Annotated in this window: 20 protein-coding genes; 14 read left to right on the top strand and 6 right to left on the bottom strand. The window is 66.8% G+C overall.

Annotated elements, in window-relative coordinates; genetic code table 11:
- Positions 1-9 precede the first annotated feature (9 nt).
- Positions 10-1,317, top strand: coding sequence for a tRNA-dihydrouridine synthase family protein (locus KF745_07365; GenBank protein MBX3358230.1), 1,308 nt, complete (start codon positions 10-12; stop codon positions 1,315-1,317).
- A gap of 137 nt (positions 1,318-1,454) precedes the next feature.
- A complete protein-coding gene (locus KF745_07360) occupies positions 1,455-2,381 on the top strand; it encodes a type II secretion system protein (GenBank protein ID MBX3358229.1) in 927 nt (308 codons plus the stop codon).
- Positions 2,382-2,387: 6 nt separating this feature from the next.
- Here KF745_07360 and KF745_07355 read toward each other — a convergent pair whose 3' ends face one another.
- Positions 2,388-3,209, bottom strand: coding sequence for a dienelactone hydrolase family protein (locus KF745_07355; GenBank protein MBX3358228.1), 822 nt, complete (start codon positions 3,207-3,209; stop codon positions 2,388-2,390).
- An 87-nt stretch (positions 3,210-3,296) separates the two neighbouring features.
- On the opposite strand from KF745_07355, the gene tpx reads away from it, so the two are divergent.
- From tpx to KF745_07315, 8 genes are all read left to right on the top strand, one after another.
- The gene (gene tpx / locus KF745_07350; protein ID MBX3358227.1) at positions 3,297-3,911 is read left to right on the top strand and encodes a thiol peroxidase; all 615 of its coding nucleotides are present in this window, start codon (positions 3,297-3,299) and stop codon (positions 3,909-3,911) included.
- A 214-nt stretch (positions 3,912-4,125) separates the two neighbouring features.
- Positions 4,126-5,094 carry a fatty acid desaturase gene (locus KF745_07345; protein MBX3358226.1) on the top strand — a complete coding sequence of 323 codons (969 nt, stop codon included), beginning with the start codon at positions 4,126-4,128 and terminating at the stop codon, positions 5,092-5,094.
- Between the two features lie 150 nt (positions 5,095-5,244).
- A complete protein-coding gene (locus KF745_07340; GenBank protein ID MBX3358225.1) occupies positions 5,245-6,318 on the top strand; it encodes a bifunctional methionine sulfoxide reductase B/A protein in 1,074 nt (357 codons plus the stop codon).
- 43 nt (positions 6,319-6,361) lie between these two features.
- A complete protein-coding gene (locus KF745_07335) occupies positions 6,362-6,766 on the top strand; it encodes a VOC family protein (GenBank protein MBX3358224.1) in 405 nt (134 codons plus the stop codon).
- A 39-nt stretch (positions 6,767-6,805) separates the two neighbouring features.
- A complete protein-coding gene (locus KF745_07330) occupies positions 6,806-7,351 on the top strand; it encodes a GNAT family N-acetyltransferase (protein ID MBX3358223.1) in 546 nt (181 codons plus the stop codon).
- A 71-nt stretch (positions 7,352-7,422) separates the two neighbouring features.
- Positions 7,423-7,797: a multidrug efflux SMR transporter gene (locus KF745_07325; protein MBX3358222.1), complete on the top strand. Its 375-nt coding sequence runs from the start codon at positions 7,423-7,425 to the stop codon at positions 7,795-7,797.
- 55 nt (positions 7,798-7,852) lie between these two features.
- Positions 7,853-9,823, top strand: coding sequence for a SpoIIE family protein phosphatase (locus KF745_07320; protein MBX3358221.1), 1,971 nt, complete (start codon positions 7,853-7,855; stop codon positions 9,821-9,823).
- Between the two features lie 23 nt (positions 9,824-9,846).
- Complete coding sequence (locus KF745_07315) at positions 9,847-10,368, top strand: hypothetical protein (GenBank protein MBX3358220.1); 522 nt, start codon at positions 9,847-9,849, stop codon at positions 10,366-10,368.
- Positions 10,369-10,442: 74 nt separating this feature from the next.
- On the opposite strand, the gene KF745_07310 is transcribed toward KF745_07315, so the two are convergent.
- Positions 10,443-11,738, bottom strand: a complete 1,296-nt coding sequence (locus KF745_07310) for a redoxin domain-containing protein (GenBank protein ID MBX3358219.1) — start codon at positions 11,736-11,738, stop codon at positions 10,443-10,445.
- Positions 11,739-11,921: 183 nt separating this feature from the next.
- Complete coding sequence (locus tag KF745_07305) at positions 11,922-12,809, bottom strand: hypothetical protein (protein MBX3358218.1); 888 nt, start codon at positions 12,807-12,809, stop codon at positions 11,922-11,924.
- Between KF745_07305 and KF745_07300 the strand changes: the two genes are divergently transcribed.
- From KF745_07300 to KF745_07290, 3 genes are read left to right on the top strand one after another with little or no spacing between them, the layout of a single operon-like run.
- Positions 12,808-13,740 carry a CPBP family intramembrane metalloprotease gene (locus KF745_07300; GenBank protein MBX3358217.1) on the top strand — a complete coding sequence of 311 codons (933 nt, stop codon included), beginning with the start codon at positions 12,808-12,810 and terminating at the stop codon, positions 13,738-13,740. The genes KF745_07305 and KF745_07300 overlap by 2 nt on opposite strands.
- A complete protein-coding gene (locus tag KF745_07295) occupies positions 13,740-14,375 on the top strand; it encodes a hypothetical protein (protein ID MBX3358216.1) in 636 nt (211 codons plus the stop codon). The genes KF745_07300 and KF745_07295 overlap by 1 nt, the downstream gene beginning before the upstream one ends.
- Positions 14,372-15,127 carry a 5'-methylthioadenosine/adenosylhomocysteine nucleosidase gene (locus KF745_07290; GenBank protein MBX3358215.1) on the top strand — a complete coding sequence of 252 codons (756 nt, stop codon included), beginning with the start codon at positions 14,372-14,374 and terminating at the stop codon, positions 15,125-15,127. The genes KF745_07295 and KF745_07290 overlap by 4 nt, the downstream gene beginning before the upstream one ends.
- A gap of 20 nt (positions 15,128-15,147) precedes the next feature.
- Here KF745_07290 and KF745_07285 read toward each other — a convergent pair whose 3' ends face one another.
- A complete protein-coding gene (locus KF745_07285) occupies positions 15,148-16,350 on the bottom strand; it encodes an aminopeptidase P family protein (protein MBX3358214.1) in 1,203 nt (400 codons plus the stop codon).
- Positions 16,351-16,431: 81 nt separating this feature from the next.
- On the opposite strand from KF745_07285, the gene KF745_07280 reads away from it, so the two are divergent.
- Complete coding sequence (locus KF745_07280) at positions 16,432-17,094, top strand: peptidylprolyl isomerase (protein ID MBX3358213.1); 663 nt, start codon at positions 16,432-16,434, stop codon at positions 17,092-17,094.
- Positions 17,095-17,107: 13 nt separating this feature from the next.
- On the opposite strand, the gene KF745_07275 is transcribed toward KF745_07280, so the two are convergent.
- The gene (locus KF745_07275) at positions 17,108-17,941 is read right to left on the bottom strand and encodes a DUF1559 domain-containing protein (protein ID MBX3358212.1); all 834 of its coding nucleotides are present in this window, start codon (positions 17,939-17,941) and stop codon (positions 17,108-17,110) included.
- A gap of 131 nt (positions 17,942-18,072) precedes the next feature.
- Positions 18,073-18,726, bottom strand: a complete 654-nt coding sequence (locus tag KF745_07270) for a methyltransferase domain-containing protein (GenBank protein MBX3358211.1) — start codon at positions 18,724-18,726, stop codon at positions 18,073-18,075.
- Positions 18,727-19,029: the final 303 nt, after the last annotated feature.

The following is a 19,029-nucleotide window of genomic DNA, read 5'->3' as shown; positions in this document are numbered from 1 at the left end:
GTCCCCGAGATGTCGTGCCACGGCAACAACGCAACGCCCCCAAGCCCGGCGATTGCCCCCGGGGCTGAGGATCTGGATGTCGCCCGTTTCGCCCGCGAGCTGGGTCATCGGTGGCCGGGGGGCGTAGACCCGAGGCTGCGGGCTCTCGTGCCCGAGTTTGATGCACCGTTCTTTCAGGCTGGGCTCGCAGGGTATTCCGATGCGGCTATGCGGCTGGTCGCACGCCGCAACGGGTGTCCGTTCTGCGTCACCGAGGCCCTCTTGGACCGCATGCTACTGGGGGGCGGACGCGGGTTTGACAAGGCTGATCTGGAACTGATCCGCGACAACGTGCCCGGTGGCGCCGAGGACCGCCCCTTGGCCGGGCAGATTATCGGTTCGGATCCCGACGAGATGGCCGCCGCGGCACTCAAGATGATCGAGCAGGCGTCGCGCCGCGACCGCGAGTACCGCGATATGGCGTACGGCGACGGCCGCCTGCCGGACTACGTCAACACGAAGTGGCAAGTGCACGAAGGGGACCGGATGGCAGCGGCCGAGAGCTCGCCCGTAGCGGCCAGCCCAGAGACAAGCGATGCCTCCTTTGCCACGATTGACGTCAACCTCGCCTGCCCGGTCAAGAAGATCGACCGCAAGGCCCGCGGCGGGCACTGGCTCTCGGAGCCGCAGGGGGCGATCGAGATCCTGCGGGCCGTCCGGGCCGCCGTGCCCCCCGGGATCCTCTGCACCGTCAAACTCCGGCGGGGGTACGACGACACACCGGAGATGGCGACCGCGTTTGAACAGATCTTCAACGCGTGTTACGAACTGGGCTACGCGTGGGCCACTGTCCACGCCCGCACGGTTGAGCAAAAGTACATCGGCCCCTCGCGCTGGACGTTCCTCCGCGACCTTGTCGCCCGCCATCCCGACAAACTGATCTTCGGCTCGGGCGACGTCTGGGACGTGCACGACATCTTCCGCATGATTGCCTACACAGGCGTCGCAGGCGTGTCGGTCGCCCGGGGCTGCATCGGGAACCCGTGGATCTTCCGACAGGCGAGGGAGTTGCTGGCCGGCGTCCCCGTGCGGGTCCCGACGATCGCCGAGCAACGCTCGGTCCTCTTCGATCACTTTCGGCTCTCGGTCGCCGTCAACGGGGAGCGAGCCGCGGGGAAAATGATGCGGAAGTTCGGCATCCGCTTCGCCGTCCACCATCCGCAGGCGGAGCAAGTCCGGCAACGCATGATCGCCGTTAACTCAACTCCGGATTGGCTGTCGGTGCTCGCCACTCTCTACCCAGTCGCTGAGCCCGAAACGCTGGCAGTCGCCTTGTGATCCAATCAAAACCTGAAAACGGTCTTTGCCCGAATCCCCGTTTGTAGATCTGAGAACATCTGGTACGATGAATGCGGTAGCGTGGCCGTTCAAGCCGGAGAACTCTCTCCGTGGTGCCCGCTCCGGGAGGTCCGTACATGGCCCAGCCCGCCCGTCATCATCGGGGCTTTACGCTCATCGAACTTCTGGTGGTGATCGCGATCATCGCGATCCTCGTGTCGCTCCTGCTCCCAGCGCTCGCCAGCGCGCGGGAGTCCGGCCGCGCGCTCAAGTGCTCGGTCAACTTCAAGAGCATCGGCACGGGATTCACGATGTACGCCAACGACTGCAAGGACCAGATCTGGGAGGCGGGGTTCAACAACCCGTTCCGCTTCTGGTACGCCCAGCCCACGGCCCCCAACTTCCCCCTGAGCGCCACCAACCCGGCCAGGCTCGGCCCCGCCTTCGAGTACCTGAGCATCGTGGACCGCGTCTTCGAGTGCCCGACGACCAAGCGACGGGCCCAGACGACGTTCACGGCGAATCCGAACGACCCCTACTGGCAGACCCCGCAGAACTCCCTCCAGATCATCCTCTGGCAGGAGTTCCTCTCGGAGCGGTCCCTGAACTTTGACTACACGATGGTCACCGGCGCGGCCGGCGCCCAGCTCGGCTCGGTCGTCTCCGCCGCGTGGGACACCCGCTGCCGCACGCGTTCGGGTACGGCCGGACGCCCCACCACGATCCAGCAGAACCAGGCGCAGACCCTCAAGCGGTTCCGCGGCATCCCCGTCTACATGGAAGAGGACATCGACTGGCACAACCGCGCCTCGCCCGACGGGCTCTGGAGCAACTGGGACCAGGTGACGAAACGCCACTCGGGCAAGGGGCACATGGTGACGATCGCCGGCGACGTCGAGGCCTTCGATGCCCCCAAGGGCACCAGCGACAGCACGCAGGGAGACATCGGCGACTTCGTGGCCAACGACGTCTACGTGAGCCGGGATAGCCGCACGTGGTACATCCTCGCACCGTCGTGGCCCGGCACGCTTAGGCCGTACGGCTGGGTGAACTCGCCGCGGTAGGCCGGATCACTTGCGGTCGATCGTTTCGGCGAAGAGCGCACGCATGTCAGCCCATGACTTCTCGTCCGCCTGCTGGTTGTAGGCGACCGGGGCCATGTTCGCCTTGTCCGCATCGGGGTTGGTGAACGAGTGCTTGGCCCCGGGATACTCCACGACCCGGGCGGCGATCTTCGCATCGGCCATCTGCGACTTGAACGCCGCGATCTGGTCCGCCGGGACCAGCGGATCGTCCGCTCCCGTGCAGACGAGCACCCGTCCCTTGATGTTCGCGTTGTCCGCCGCGTTCGCCGCCGCGAGGCCCGACGTGTGGAAGCAGACAACCGCGTCAACATCGGCGCCGGTGCGGGCCAGTTCCAGGGCCACGCTGCCGCCCATGCAATACCCGATGACCGCAATGCGCGAAGGGTCCGTCTCAGGACGCTTGCGGAGTATTTCCAGCCCCGCTGTGGCGAGTTCTCGGAGCGACTTGGGGTCCTTGTACAGGGCGCCCGACCATTCCTGAGCCTTGGCTGGATCGGAAGTCGTTCGTCCCTGCCCGTACATGTCCAGGGCGAACGCGGTGTATCCCAGTGCAGCAAGATCACGGGCGCGGCGTCGGCTGTACTCGTTGTTCCCCCACCATTCGTGGCAGATCAGCACGGCGGGGCGGGGCCCCTTGATCGACTCGTCGTAGGCCAGGTACCCCTCGTAGGCCTTGCCGTCATGCTCATAGGCAATGGTCTCTGTCTTGATCGTTGCGGCTCTGGGAGCCCCGCCGGGTGGCGCGGCCGCCGCGAGCAGGGCGATGGACAGGGCCAGCAGGACACCGCGAATGATCATCCCGGTCATGGGTTACTCCTTTTTGGAACGGTAGTCGGGCGGCGACGACCTTTGCGGCTTCGGGCATTCAGGGTCAGCGGATCCCTACAGTCGGCCATGAAGCAATACCACCTCGCCCTGCTGGGGCTGGCCTTGGCTCTTCTCGGCGCATCGTGCTCCTCCACCGACCGGGCCGCGGCGCCTCCGGCGGAGCCTGGGCGGACCGGCGTGGTCAGCATCAGGGGTAAGCCCGCCACGCTCGAAGGGACCACCCCGCCGATTGGTGCGCCGGCCCCAGACTTCACGGCGGTCGCCATCGACATGACCGAGAAGCGACTCTCCGACTATCGCGGCAAGACCGTGATCCTCTCTACGGTACCCTCAATCGACACCGCGGTCTGCGACCGGGAGACGCGGACGTTCAACGAGCGGGCGGCTTCGCTGGATTCCGACGTGGTCATCTTGACGGTCTCGATGGACCTCCCCTTTGCACAGAAACGATGGTGCGGGGCCGAGGGGATCGACCGGGTGGTCATGCTCTCCGACTCCAAGAATCGCGAGGCTGGGAAGCGATACGGGGTGCTCATCCGTGAGAACGGCCTGCTCGCCCGCGCGGTGTTCGTCATCGATGCCCAGGGCGTCGTGCGCTACGAGGAGGTGGTGGCCGACGTCTCCTCCGAGCCGGACTACGACGCAGCGATCGCGGCGGCCCGGAACGCAGGGGGCCGCTAGGGGGGGCCCGTCGCCCCTCGATCTGTCCCGATCCGAAATCCGCGGCCGGTTCCCCCCAATAGGCGGAGGGCAGTCTGATCCGGGCAACGCCCGCATGCCGATCACTGGTTTGCCAATCGGGAAGGGCTAGGATGGGCACCGAAAGGTTTCCCGACTGGGTCCACGGCAGACAGTCACGGACGATTCCCCCCAAGGGCCAGAATCATCAATGAACATGACAGCGTCCCCCCCCGCCGGCGTGGTTGAACCCGCCAGTGCACCATCCGTCCACGAACCCGACCCCCCCCGCACGCCCAAGCACGAGCCCATGAGTTGGCAGCTCCGGACGGTCAACCTGATCGTCGTGGTGCTCCCGTTTGCCGGGCTGGTCGCGGCGATCATCATGCTCTGGGGCGTGGCGTTCAGCTGGGTCTACCTGGGCCTGCTGGTCGGGATGTACCTTGCCACGGGGCTGGGGATCACGATCGGGTTCCACCGCTACTTCACCCACAAGTCCTTCGATGCCCCCAAGCCGGTGGCCTTCGTCCTCGGGGCCCTGGGATCGATGGCCGTGCAGGGCCCGATTCTCGAATGGGTCTCCGTCCATCGCAGCCACCACCAGCACAGCGACGAGTTCGATGACCCGCACTCCCCGCACACCCACGGCGATACCGTCGCCGGCATCCTCCGCGGCGCGTGGCACTCGCACATTGGCTGGCTCTTTACCGCCACCCCCAAGGGTCTCGATCGCTACGTGGTGGACCTGAGTAAGGACGCCATGATCCGGCGGATGAGCGCGGCGTTCCCGCTGCTGGCCGTCCTCGGCCTTGCGATCCCGGCTGTCCTGGGCGGGCTGCTGACGATGTCGTGGATGGGGGTGCTCCTGGGCCTGATCTGGGGCGGCCTTGTGCGGGTCTTCTTTGTCCACCACGTGACTTGGAGCGTCAACTCGGTCTGCCACATCTGGGGTACCCAGCCCTTCCGCAGCCACGATGAGAGCCGGAACAACCCGATCATCGGCGTTCTGGCCATGGGCGAGGGGTGGCACAACAACCACCACGCGTTCCCGACGTCGGCGCGGCACGGCCTGCGCTGGTGGGAGTTCGACCTGAGCTACGTGATCATCAGAGCTATGGCTCTGTTTGGATTGGCGAGCAACATCCGCGTTCCCACGCCGGATCGGCTCGCCGCCAAGCGGGTATGACGCGCCGATAGGTCGGATGCCATGGTTTTCCCTAGTCCAAATCGATGTCTCGGCGCGAACCTTCTGGGCCCGGGCGGCATCGAATAGGAATGTGAGCACCCGCTCCTCGGCTGGCCCACCGCCGCGATCCGCGGGTGCGGAAGGGTTGCCATGAGGTTTCTCTATCCCTTTGCTCTGCTCGCGCTGTTCGCGATCGTCACCTCCGCCGTGGTGTACGCGGCGGGGTCCGCGTGGCGCCGGCAGGATTCTGGAGACGCGATGAAGACGCCAGCGGCGCCGACCAGAGGCCCCGTGATTTCGAAGTCCGGATTTGACGTGTCGCCCCTGAGCCCGGAACGGGTCGACGAACTTGCCAAGGCCCTCAAGCCCGAAGAGGCCAGGGTCATCCTCGCCAAGGGCACCGAGCCTGCGTTCTGCGGCACGCTTGTCGACAACCACAAGCAGGGCCAGTACGTCTGCCGACTCTGCGGCCTGCCTCTTTTCTCGTCCGATTCCAAGTTCGAGTCGGGGAGTGGCTGGCCGTCGTTCTTCCAGCCGTTCGACGCCGCGCACATCCGCGAGTTGGCCGACACATCACACGGGATGGTCCGCACCGAGATCCTGTGCGCTCGCTGCGGAGCGCACCTGGGTCATGTGTTCCCCGATGGGCCGCCGCCGACCGGCCAGCGCTATTGCCTGAACTCAATCTCCATGACGTTCTACGAGGAGGGTGAAAAGTTGCCCCCACAGTCGATGCCGATCAAGACCGAAACCGCCTATTTCGCAGGAGGCTGCTTCTGGGGCGTCGAGGACCGGTTCCAGCAGGTGCCCGGCGTCCTGGACGCCGTCAGTGGCTACATGGGAGGCACCACGTCTGACCCGACATACCGGGACGTCTGTTCCCACGGCACAGGGCACGCCGAGGCCGTGCGGGTGGTCTTTGACCCCAGCCGCGTGACCTACCGCCAACTCATGGAGAAGTTCTTCAAGTTTCACGATCCGACGCAGCTCAACCGGCAGGGGCCGGACGTCGGGGACCAGTACCGCTCGGCGATCTTCACCGTCGGTGATGACCAGCTCCGCCAGGCCAAGGCCTTCATCGACGAGCAGCAGAAGACCGAGCGGTTCAAGAACCGCAAGATCGTCACGGCTGTCGAGAAAGCGCCGACCTTCTACCCGGCCGAGGACTACCACCAGGACTACCACCTCAAGAACGGCGGCCACTGTCCGATACCGCAGGACTAACGGGCCCACGGCGGGCGATGCCCTGATCGGGTACGGTTGCCGCATGGATCTCCGCGGCGTCCACCACATTGCCATCATCTGCTCAGACTACGAACGGTCCAAGCGGTTCTATTGCGGCACGCTGGGGCTGCGGGTGATCGCCGAGACACACCGCGAATCGCGAGGGTCGTACAAGCTCGACCTGGCGATTCCCGGCGGCAGCCGGATCGAGCTCTTTTCATTCCCCGATCCGCCCGCACGCCCCAGCCGGCCCGAGGCGTGCGGGCTCCGGCATCTGGCGTTTTCGGTGCCCGATCTTGACGCCGCTGTCCGTGAACTGGTCGCCGGCGGCACCGCCGTGGAGCCGATCCGGGTTGATGAGATCACGCACCGGCGCTTTACGTTCTTCAAGGATCCCGACGGCCTCCCGCTGGAGCTCTACGAGGAAGCCCCGGCAGCACGCGGCTGACTCCCGTTCTTCCGTGCGGCCTATCCGTATGCTCGTGGGATGGGAAACGGTCCTGTTTCGATCCGGGCGGCGACGCCCGCTGATGTGCCGGAGATCCTCGCCCTTATCCGCGAACTCGCGGAGTACGAGAAGGCGCCGGAGCAGGCCGTCGCCACCGAGGGTGACCTTCGGCGTCACCTCTTTGGGAACAGCTTTGACGACTGGCAGGGCGTCTCCAACGTCCCCAAGAGTGGACCGGTCGCCGAGTGCCTGATCGGCGAGATCGATTCTGTCCCCCAGGGGCTCGCGCTGTTCTACGCGAACTTCTCCACCTGGGTCGGCAAGCCGGGGATCTACTTGGAGGATCTGTTCGTCCGGCCGGCGGCGAGGGGCCGGGGCCTCGGCAAGGCCCTCTTCGTGGAGGTTGCGTCGATCGCCGCTGCGCGCGGTTGCCAGCGACTGGAGTGGTCCGTCCTCGATTGGAACACGCCCGCGATCGACTTCTACCGTGCGCTCGGCGCCACCCCAATGTCGGAGTGGACGGTGCACCGGCTGGCGGGCGATCGCCTGGCAGCTGTCGCTGCGACGAAGCCTCAGCTGGCGTAGCGACCGTGTCGGCGGACGCCCTAAGGATCAGATACCGTGGTCATGGGGTTCGTTCGCCGAAGGAGGTCACCATGCTCCCATGGGTCTTGCTGATCATCGCCGGGTTGTTCGAGGTCGGGTGGGCGATCGGTTTGAAGCACACGGCGGGGTTCACCAGGCTCTGGCCTTCGGTGTGGACTATCGGTGCGATGGTCATCAGTTTCACCCTGCTTGCCAAGGCGATGCAGACGCTGCCGATCGGGATCTCGTACACCGTCTGGGTTGGGATCGGCGCCCTGGGAACAGTGCTCGTCGGCGCTGTGTTTCTGGGCGAGAAGTTGTCGGTCCTGCAGGTGGCATGCATGGTGCTGATCGGCGCCGGTATCATCGGCCTGAAGTTGACGCACATCGCTGGCGGACCCCCTCAGCCAACCCCCGCGCCCCCGCCGGCTGAAGTCGCGGCCTGATCACGCCGGCCGCCTGACAATGGCGGCCGCGGCTTGCAGTACACTGCCGGCCCTGATGAGACGAGCGCCATCCATCCGATTGCTCGGCGCACTGGTTGTGGCGCTCCCTATCATCATCGCCTCGGCATTGCTGGTGACGCTGTCCTCGATCACCAGCCACAGGATCGCCGAGGACCTCGCCCAGGCGCTCGTTGACGGCGACTCGGAGCGCACCGCGGCCGAGATCAAGACGTACCTTCAGCACGCCATGCGGGCGAGCGATCTGTACGCACGGCGTCTGGCCGATGGCACGCTCACGGCAAGCCAGTTGACGACCTGGGAGCCGACAATGCTCCAGGACCTGCTGACCAGCCCCGGTGTGGCGTCGATCTGCTTCGGAAACCCAGCAGGCGATGCGACGTGGTTGCTCAAGGGCCCGGGCCGCTTGGAGGTCGGAAGGGTGGTCGGCGGCGAGAACGACGAGGCCGTCGAGTCCGCCATGGATGAGCAGGGCAACGTCCTTGAGCCGCCCCTGAAGGTGCACCATTACGACCCGCGGGAACGCCCGTGGTGGGACGCGGCGATCAAAGCCGACGGTCCCGTCTGGACCCCCGTCTACTTCTGGTTCGGCGTCAAGGGCGGCGCGGCGAGCACCGGCACTGGCTACACCCGTCCGATCCGCGCGGCGGACGGTTCGCTCCGGGGAGTCCTGGTCATCGATGTCACGCTCAGCAGCCTCTCGGACTTCCTCAAGAGGCTCGCAATCGCGGAGCACGGATCGGTCTTTGTCGTTGACGACACCGATCTGGTGGTTGCCGCGTCCACCGGCCGGGTGGTGACCGATGACGGCGAGCGGGTCTCGCTGGCCGGCACGACCAGCCCCGCCGCGGTCGCTGTGGCGGGCGCAGGGGCGGACCGGGTGGGGGGTGCCTCGGACGATCAGGGGCCGATGCGACGGATCGAAGTGGGGGGGCGCCCGGCCCGTGCGACGGTCCAATCGATCTCGCCGTTTCCCGGGGTGAACTGGCGGATCGTGACGGTCCTCCCGGAGTCGGTGTTCCTTTCGGATGTGAACGCGATGCAGCGCCGGTCCATCCTGCTCGCGATGGTCGTCGTCGCGGCGAGCCTGGCCCTGGGGTGGCGGTTGTCGCGGTCGATCTCCGGGCCTCTTGAGACGCTCTCCGAGCATGTCCGCCGGGTCGGGGCCGGCGAGTTCGACCGCCGGATCGACCTTCGCGCCGCGCGCGAACTCCAGACGCTCTCCGACGATCTGAACGCCATGGCGGGGCAACTCCGCGAACGCATCGAGATGGAAAAATCGCTGGCGGTGGCGGTTGCGGTGCAGCAGAGTCTGCTGCCGGCCCAATCGCCCGCCTCGGACCGGCTCGACATCGAGGGCCGCTCGAAGTACTGCGACGAGGCCGGGGGTGATTACTTCGATTTTATCGATGTGTCCGCGTCTCCCGGCCACGGGACCCTGATCGCTGTCGGCGACGTCATGGGCCACGGGATCGGTGCTGCGTTGCTCATGGCCTCGGCCCGCGCTGCCCTGCGCGCCAGGGCCGGATCCCCCGGCGGGCTCGCCGAACTGATGTCGATCGTGAACCGCGTGCTCGCGTCGGATGCGAGGCACAACCAGTTCATGACGATGTCCCTTCTCGTGCTCGATCCAACCGATGGCACGGCCCGGTGGGCCAGCGCCGGGCACGACCCCACGTTGGTGTACCGTCCCGACCGGGCCGAGTTCGATGAACTCTCCGGCGGCGGCCCCCCGCTCGGGATCGTGGGCGACGAGCAGTACGACGAATACTCCGCCACCGGGCTGCGGCCGGGCGACGTACTGTTCGTCGGAACCGACGGGATCTGGGAGATGCGGAACGGGTCGGGCGAGTTCTATGGGAAGGAACGGCTCAAGGACCTGCTCCGCCGGCACCACGATCAGCCTGTCGCGAACGTCGCCGACCTGCTCGAGCAGGACCTGCGAGAGTTCCGTGGCGGGGTGACGCCGCAGGACGACGTCACGTTCGTCATCGCACGCCTGAAGTAACTCTCTGCCCGCGGAGGTGAACCATGATTCAACGATGCAGCCGTGTCCGAGCCGCGAGCCTGGCCGTGATCGGCCTGGCGCTGACAGTCGCCGGGCACGCCGGGTGTGCGTCTTCGGGCCAGCAAGCCCCGCCGGGTGCATCCCAACTGACCGGGTTCGACGCCGCCGCGATGCAGTACCTGAAGGCCAATCAGGAGGTCCGAGGAGCGCTGAAGTCGGTTGCCGGCCAACTCGAGCACATGGATGATCTCAGCGCCACCATCTACCAGATCAACCAGGCGGTCCGGTATGAACAGATGGCGTGGAGTCGCCTCAATGTCGCGTACGCCGAGAGCCCTGGGGTCACCGAGCCCCGTTACGACTCGCTCCAGGACATGCATATCGCCTTCGACCGCGCCGCCCGTTCCATGCAGAGCATGGTCAACTCTCGCGGCTTTGGTCAGAACATCCGGGCGCTCTCCAACGCCGACGCCCTCCGGGCGAGCCTGAACGCCATGGACGCCGCGGCGGACGACTACATGCGGCAGTGGAACAGCGGCCGGTAGACCTGTGCAGCATGGCCACGAAAAAAGGGCGGGCCCTCGCGGACCCGCCCTGCTCGGTGGATGTAATGCAAGACTCAGTTCTTGGTCATCGCCTTCTGCACCGCGGCGGTGAGCTTGTCCTTCAGGTTCGGGATGTCGGACGTCTGGAAGAACTCGACAATCCGGCCCTCCCCGTCGAGCACGTAGAACGACGGGAAGCCCTTGACCTGGTACAGCGTGGCGACGTCGTCCGCGCCCAACAGCACCGGGACCTTGGGAAACTTCTCGCCCTGGAACTTGGTGGCGTCCTCGGGGGTCTTCTCGCGGCAGGCCATCGCGTAGACGTTCACGCTCTTAGGCGGGAAGGCGCCCAGAACTTCTTCGAGCACAGGCCCCGCCTTGCCCGAGGGCACGTTTCGGCTCCACAGGAAGGCGAGCACTGAAGGGTGGCCCTTGAGGTCCTCGAGCTTGACCGACGAGCCGTCCGCGCCCTTGAGTTCGAATCCGGGGGCGCTGAGGCCCGGGGCGATGCCGATCACCGGGGGCGGAACCGGCTCGACCTGCACAGACGGATCAAGCCCAGTTGGCGGGGCGGGCGGCGTCAGCGCCGGTGCCGCGTGCTTCACGACCTCGAACCCCTCGGGGACCTTGATCGCCAGGTCCTCGCGCTTCAGTCCGGTATTCGTCTTCAAGTTCGACAGTTCGACGATCACCACGATCGGCGGGTTGTTTCCGATCTCCGCGCCCTGCTCCCAGCGGCGAGGCAGGTGGTCCTTCTTGCTCAGGTGCCACATTGTCCAGCCCGTGCCGCCCCCACCCTGGCGGAGGGCCTTGCTGGCACGTATAACGTCGCACATCTCGCCGTTGACCTCCGCATCCGGCTCTTTCACGATGGTCTCGGCGGCCATCTCGCCCTTGAGCGGGGTCTGCGAGAAGAACACATCCATCAGCAGCTGCTCACCCTGGCTGCGCTGGTTGAACGCCGGGATGTTCGGCTGAATCTGACCGTCGTGAACGACCTTCCCCATCTGGTCGACCGCGGTCATGTTCCCCGCGCCGTCGATCATGTACCAGAATTGCTCGTCCTGCGGCCCCATGCTCTTGCTGCGGCCCTTGACCTGCATCGGCGTGCGAGTCTTGTCCGTCGCGGTGCGGATCAGCATGACATCGCCCGAGAAGTCGAGCTGGATCGGCACACCGGTCATGTACCGGTGCGACGAGAACTGCATGGTCTCGACCTTGGACAACGCATCGGCGGCCTGCTGGAGCAGGGCCTTGGCGGCCTCATCCACGTGCGGCTCGGCGCCGGCAGGAGGCTGTGCAACGGCCGGTGACAAGCCAGCCAGGAGTGCCGCCATGGCCCCGGCCGCGAAATTCCGAAGAGTGTGCATCCAATGACTCCAGAACAAGTGGTGAACTTGCGAAGGGCCCGAACCGGCCCCGGAACGCGGGCGTGCGGCCCGCCGCACCGAAAGGCCCAACTCTAGCCCCGCGAACAACACGGCTTTTATCGGATCAATATGACCTCATCTCTCGTGGGCCAACGCATGGATGCGCCGCCCCGCTCGTTCCGTCTAACGCACGGAAACGCCCAAGAGTTCCGCGACGGCGGCGCCAGGGTCCTCTTTCGCCACCAGTTCAGCCCCGCACAGCACGGTCCTGACACCCTCTCCCGCCAGTTTGAGCACATCGGCACGATACCTGACGCCACCCTCACTGATGAGTGTTGTGCGATCGTCGACCAGGTCCAGCAGGCGAAGCGTGCCGGCGACATCTCCTTCATCCTGTCCAGCCGCGCCGGCCATGTCCCGGTTGTTGATGCTCAGCAGTCCGTAGGCCTGGTGGGGAAAGCCCACGTACGGGCGGACGCGCAGCAGGCTGTCCATCGATCGCACTTCCAGCACGGTCGTCAGCCCCATTTGCTGGGCCAGGATCTGCATGTCGACGATCTGGCCCTCGGTCAGGCACTCGGACATCAGGAGCACCGCGTCCGCCCCGGCCGCCCGGCTTTCCCAGAGTTGCCACGGATCAACGATGACGTCCCGGCGCATGACCGGAATCGGCACGGCCCCACGGATCGACTCGATGGTGGCCAGCCCGAAGCCGCCAATTCCCTCCGTCACGCACGACACCGCCGCGGCTCCGCCGGCGTGATACCTTCTGGCAACTGCCACGGGATCTACGGTTGGCCCGGACTCTTGATGCCCGCCCGGCTGGGGCGGGAGAGGCCCGATTGCCGATCCCGGGAAGGGGCCAGGGCGAACGACTTCAGCAATGAGCGATACATACCCCGGATCCGAAACACTCCCCGACGACGCATGCCGAGTGGCCGCGGCGAAGAAGTTGCGCGCCGGGTCCGCCTGGGCCACCATCGCTTCAAGCTCTGCGAACGGCATCTGCGCTCTGGCACGCTCGACACGGGCCTTCGCCTCGTCCACCAGCCTGGCCAGTCGCTCCTCCATGACCACCATTGTTGCACTCGGCGCGGCGCTCGTCCCCGCCGCCGCAGCGATGGCGCAGGCTCAGCAAAAGAAGGCCGTTCCGCCGGCTGCGAAGCTGGCCACGGTGATCTCGGATACCGGGATCGCGGTGGCCGCGGCGGGCGTGATCGTGTTCCTGTTCGTGGCGGATGTCATCCGGCCCGGGTCGTTCGCTCGCAGGCCGCCGCGGAACGTGGTGGCGGTGCCGTCGGTGATCTGGCTCTGCTGCGCTCTGCTGACATTCCTCGCGGTCGTGGTCGGCAGCCAACTGGTGCACAGCCTCCCCGCATCCATGGTCGGCGAGGCCAAGGCCCTGCGCCACGAGGCACTGGCCCAGCTCGGCGGGGGGCTGCTGGGGCTCGGCGCGGCGGCCTTCCTGGCCTACCTGCTCGCTCCGCGCGGGGGGCCGGATGTCGGCCTGAGGGTTCGGTGGTCCGACGTCCCGGTAGGTCTGCTCTGCGCGGCGATCGCAGCGCCGCTGCTGCTGGCGACCAACATGGGAATCGAGTTGGCGGTCAAGGCGTCCCAAGGTGCACCACCTCCGGAAATCGCTCACGCCACCCTCGAACGCCTCGTGGCGAACAAGACCAACCCCTGGTCGTGGGTGATGGGCGTGACGGCGATTGTGCTGCTGCCGATCGTCGAGGAACTGATCTACCGCGTCTTCCTTCAGTCGTTCCTGATGAGCATCATCTCGTCGACGTGGATCGCCCTGCTGCTCTGCGCGGGCGCGTTCGCGATGGTGCACTACACGATGGTGCCGCCCTACGTCCTTCCGCTGCTGTTCCTGCTCGGGCTGCTGATGGGGATCGCCTACGAGCGCACGAAACGTCTGGGCGTTCCGATCCTGATGCACATCGCCTTCAACGCCGCGAACGTCGGCATGGCCCTCTGGGCCGCCAAGCCGCGCTGATGCGTTCAACCCCAGAACCCGACATCGCGAAGTCGGCGCTCCTCGCCTCGCTCGGGTTCGGCGGCGGGGTGTCGCTGTACGATCCGGCGCTCGAGACCGCCGGGCTCTCCCGCCCCGCCAAGCCGCGGATCAGCACGTCCAAACACAACCAGGTCGCCGCGCTGCTCGCCGAGAAGTTCATGCGGGTTTGTTCCCGTGGCGACTGCTCCGCCAAGGCCCCCGCGCAGGCTGCGGGGCGGGCGATCGTTCCGGCCTCGACCCCCGCGTTCTGCGAGGTCTGCGGCGGCTCGGTGAACCGGGCCGCGGTCTCCGAGATGGTTGCGGCCTGCCAGCGGGCCGGCTGGCGACGCCTCTGCATTCTGGGCGGATCGCCAGCCTCCCGAGAGGAGATCGACACGCTCGCTGCCGGGCGGCTGGAACTCAGGCTCATCGACGGAACGCGGTCCGCCAGCCACAAGGACGCCGCGGCGAACATCGCCTGGGCCGACCGCGTCGTCATCTGGGGTTCAACCGAGCTGGCTCACAAAGTGTCCGCTCTCTACAAGGGGCCCAACGTCATCACCGCTGCACGCCGGGGGGTCGCGGACCTCACCGCCGCGGTCATCGAGTCGGCCCGTCGGAGCGATCACCGATGAGGATTGCGATCCTGGGCGCGTTGCACGAGGAAGTGGGGGGGGTGGCGGCCCGCCTTGCGGGGACACAGGAGCGCACATCCGGTGGCCGCCGGTTCGTGGCCGGCCGGTGGGGCGCCCACGACGTGGTGCTGGCGCTCTCGCGAATCGGCAAGGTCGCCGCCGCGGCGACGGCCACCGATCTCATTCTCACCCACCGGCCCGATGTGCTGGTCTTCATCGGTGTCGCGGGTGCACTCGACCCGTCGCTGCGGATCGGCGACATCGTCATCGGCCGAACGCTCTACCAGCACGACCTCGACGCATCGCCGCTGTTCCCGCCGATGGAGATCCCGTTGACGGGCGTTTCCGGGATCGACGCCGACCTGGCGATCACGTCTCGGTTGACGTCTGCGGCGGCCGCGTTCGTGAGTGTCGACCTTGCCGCGGCGATCCCCGAGGGCACTCGCGGCGAGTTCGGCATCGGCGCCCCGCGAGTCGTGAGCGGCGTGATCGCGAGCGGTGACCGGTTCATCGCCTCGCCACGCGACGCCGAACTGATCCGCGAGCGGCTGCCCGATGTCCTCTGTGTCGAGATGGAGGGCGCGGCTGTCGCGCAGGTCTGCCGGGAATACGCGGTCCCCTTCGGCGTGCTCCGGATCATCTCCGACCGCGCCGACGTGCACGCCGCGATCGACTTTTCCCGGTTCGTCCGAGCCATCGATGCCGTCTACGCCCTTCACATCCTTGGCCGGTTCCTCGATGCGGCGCCCTGACACGGACGCCCGGCGAAGAGTCACCCCGCGAGGACCGGCTCATCCTGGATGCACGAGGTCACCACCGGCCCCCTGGCCGGGTCGACATAGACGTTGATCTCGAGCCGGACGCCGAACCCGCCCGGTTCCGGGAAGTACACGCCGGGTTCGATGGTGAAGCCGATCCCCGGCAGCATGTCGCGGGTGTCGTGCGTCTCGAGGTTGTCGAGGTTCATCCCCACGCCATGAACCAGGGCGCCGGCGCTCAGTGAATGCCCGGTCCGGTGCCGGATCTGGGGCCCGAGACCCGCGCCGAGGATCACGTTGCGAGCCGCATCGTCGAGTTGCCAGCCCTGTACCCGTTGCGAGCCTTTCCATGCGCTCTGAGCCAGCGCCAGCGAGGCGTCCCGCGCAGTCTTCACGGTCGTGAACACGCTCATGTGCCGCTCGGGAACCCGATCGCCCGCGTACCCAACCCACGTGATATCAGAGAAGATGTTGTCGTCCCCGGGAACCCGGGCCCACAGGTCGATCAGGATCCAGTCACCCTTCTTGAACGTTGCGGAACCCTCCTGGGCGACCTCGAAGTGCGGGTTTCCGCCGTGCTCGTTCGCCGCGACGATCGGCGGCTCGGGCGTTTCGAGCCCCGCGGCCTTGAAACTGTCGAGGATCTGCTGCTGGACTTCCCGCTCGCTCACGGCAGCGCCCGCGCGCACCCGCGACCGGATCAGCCCGAACGCCTCATCCTTGATCCTCGCCACTTCGCGCGATGCCCGCCCATGGTTCGCAACCGCCTCCGACGACCACACCGCCACGCACGCCTGGATCAGGTTCGCCGACGACACCACCTCCGCCCCCAGCGACCGCACGAGCTCCACCGTCCCGGCGTCGACCACGCCCACCACCGGCAGGGCAGCGCCCGGCGCGTACTCCATCGCGACGCGGGCCGAGCCCCCCCCGGTCAGCGTGCGTCCGAGCCACGCCTGCAGGTTCTGCCACGACAGGTACGACTCCTTCGCCACGCCGTCCTTTCCCCCGACGCCGGCGAACGCCGGTTCGTCGATCGCGTGGTGCAGCAGCACCGGCGACCCCTGGGCGGGGACCCAGAGGCACGCCCGGCGTGTTGTCCACCGCTTGCCGGGAAGCAGCCTGGCGAGGACCGGGTTGCTGCCCCGGAAGTCGTGCACCAGCCAGCCGTCGATCCGTTCCTGACGCATGAGCGATTGCGCGGCCTGAAGATTCATCCTGCCTCCAGATTCGGCGAGCCTCGGTCACCGGCTCGCACGACTGTACGAGCGTCTCCCCCAATCGTGTAGTCTGGTGCAATGCGAGGAATCCACACACTCATTCGCGGCGCCGCGATTCTCATTGCCGCGGTGCTCCAGGCCTGCGCCGGCGGCTCTTCCACACCGGCACGGTCCACAACGCAGCCGGACGTCGTCGTGGCCGTGCTCGAGACGTCAAAGGGTGAGATCACCGTGACTCTGGACCGCGGCCGTGCACCGATCACGGTCGCCAACTTCCTGTCGTACGCCGGCCGCGGCGACTACGACGGCACGGTCATCCACAGGGTCGTCCCTGGCTTTGTGATCCAAGGCGGCGGTTGGACACCGGACTTGCAGGAACGCGCCAAGGCCACCGCCGCGACCGGCCGCCCCGATGCCCCGATCAAGAACGAGTGGCCCAACGGCCTGACGAACACGCGCGGCGCCCTCGCCATGGCTCGCGATGAGCAGCCCGACACCGCCACGCGCGAGTTCTACATCAACCTCGCCGACAACGGCAGGCTCGACACCGCCCGTGCCACGACCGGCAACGCCGGCTACGCGGTATTCGGGCGCGTGATCGACGGCATGGACGTCGTGGATGCCATCGCCGCCGCCCCCACCGAGCCCCGCCCCGAGACCGGCGTGACCGACGGCAGCATGAACAACGTGCCGATCGAGCCCGTCGTACTGGTCCGGGTCGTGGTCCTGCCGGCGCGCTAAAGGCGCTGCGGCCCTACGGCCTGGGCGGCGGACCGTCGGGCCGGTAGTCCCCATCATCCCACCGGTTGATGTCCGTCAGTTCGCGTGCCTTGACCAGCACCGCGTGTCCATCGAGGAACATGCCGTTGGCGCCGTTGCCGTGCCGATTCGGCGCGACGCGCTGCGTGTACTGAGGCGTGTTCGATCCTCCGACCACGTTCTCCGCATGGTGCATGTCGTACGCGATCGCGATGGTCCAGTTGGTCGAGCCAAAGCCGTACCACTGCGTTGCGTGCACCTGCGTTGTGTCGTTGGTGAAACACGCAAGGTACAGGGTGTCGTACGGCCGCTGGTACCGGTGCATCGGCGTCGGGCGCTTGGCGTACTGGTTGATCACGCCCGGCCGCCGGAACGAAATCCCGTTGTTCACATAGTGGATGCGGTGTCGATCCGCAGGGCGAGATGGGTCCCAGTAGTACTCGGCCCTTTCGTACTTGTCGCCGAGCCCCTGGGTCTCATCCTCCATCGCCGTAACGCGGTCCGCTCGATCATCCACGAACGGCCGGAGTTGGAAAGGCCACGCCGGGAAGAACTGGGACTGAACGGTTCCCGGCGCCTCGCTGAAGCCGCTCTCGCGCGGGATGAACTCCCGGTAGAAGTCCGCGTACATCGTGAGGGCGAGCCCGATCTGCCGCTGATTGGAGAGACACTTGGCCTGCCGGGCCGCTTCCCTCGCGTGGCGGAGCGCCGGCAACAGCAGGCTGATCAGGATCGCGATGACCGCGACCACCACGAGCAGTTCAATGAGGGTGAATGCTCGGGTCGGCGCCGATGCGGACCGCTCGGATTTGTGCCTGGACCTGGCCATCGATGCTCCGCCGCGACGAGCAAGAGCGAACCCACCGTCCCCCAGTCGGGCGAGCGCCCGCACTGCAAGTGTAGCACATCGAGCCAACTCCCCAAGTGCCTTGATCCGGCGTCATCCCCGCGCTCCCGCGGTTACCCCAGGTCTCCCGTGGGCCCCGATTTGACGCACCGGTATACGTACGCGCTGGGGAGGTTCTCCGTCACCGTCACCGGTCCCAGCACCCGCCCGAGGCGCCGCTCCATCAGCACGCGGCAGCGACGGACCGCCGGCAACATCCCCTCTTTCCAGTAGGTGACCATGGTGAACATCCCGCCCGGTTTCAGTGCCCGCGACGACTCCCGGATAATGCGTGCCTCCGCCCGGAGGGGCAGCGCCATCAGTGGCAGGCTGCACACCACAGCGTCCGCAGACCCCGCGCTGATCCCCTCCTCCGCACAGATCGACCGCAACTCTGTGGCGTCGCGAGCCAGCACTCGCACGCCGGGGCACCGCTTCTGGAGAACCGCCGCAAGATCGGGGTCGCGCTCGATGGCGTAGAAGCGACAGCCTGACGGGATCCGCTCGAGGATCGCCTCGGTGATCGGCCCGGTGCCGGCGCCCAGCTCGATGACCGTCCGTGCCTCGGCGAGCCCCAGCCGATCGATCATCGCCGCGGCGAGCGCCGGGCCGCTTGCAAAGCACGTGCCCACGTCCTTCGGCGACCGGACGAACGCCAGAAGGAACGCCAGCGTCCCCTTCTTCTTCGGCGACCCCCGTTCCAGTCTTGGCTGGACCGTTCGATTCATGAGCGGTGCTCCGATCGGCCGTCCTGATCCATCCAGTTGACTCTATCGGCACTCTGGAGCCGATTGCCGCCAGGCACCGAACCGGGTGCGACCATCCACGATTTCGGACCCTGCGGCTGCTCCAGTCCGGCGTTGCCGTCCTCGCTCCCAGTCGCCATGATTCAGTAACAAGGGATTCGACAAACGCAACCGTCTGATTGTTCACACGGAATACAAGTCTCGGTCGGGCGTTTGACCTGAGAGCGAACGGTGATGGCGTGACCGGCGGGCATGGCGCTCCCGGCCGATGAAGTGGAAACCGTT

The organism is Phycisphaeraceae bacterium (assembly GCA_019636655.1).
GTDB lineage: Bacteria > Planctomycetota > Phycisphaerae > Phycisphaerales > UBA1924 > JAHBXB01.
The sequence above is the reverse complement of the archived record's forward strand: the minus strand, read 5'-3'. Positions and strand labels throughout refer to the sequence as shown.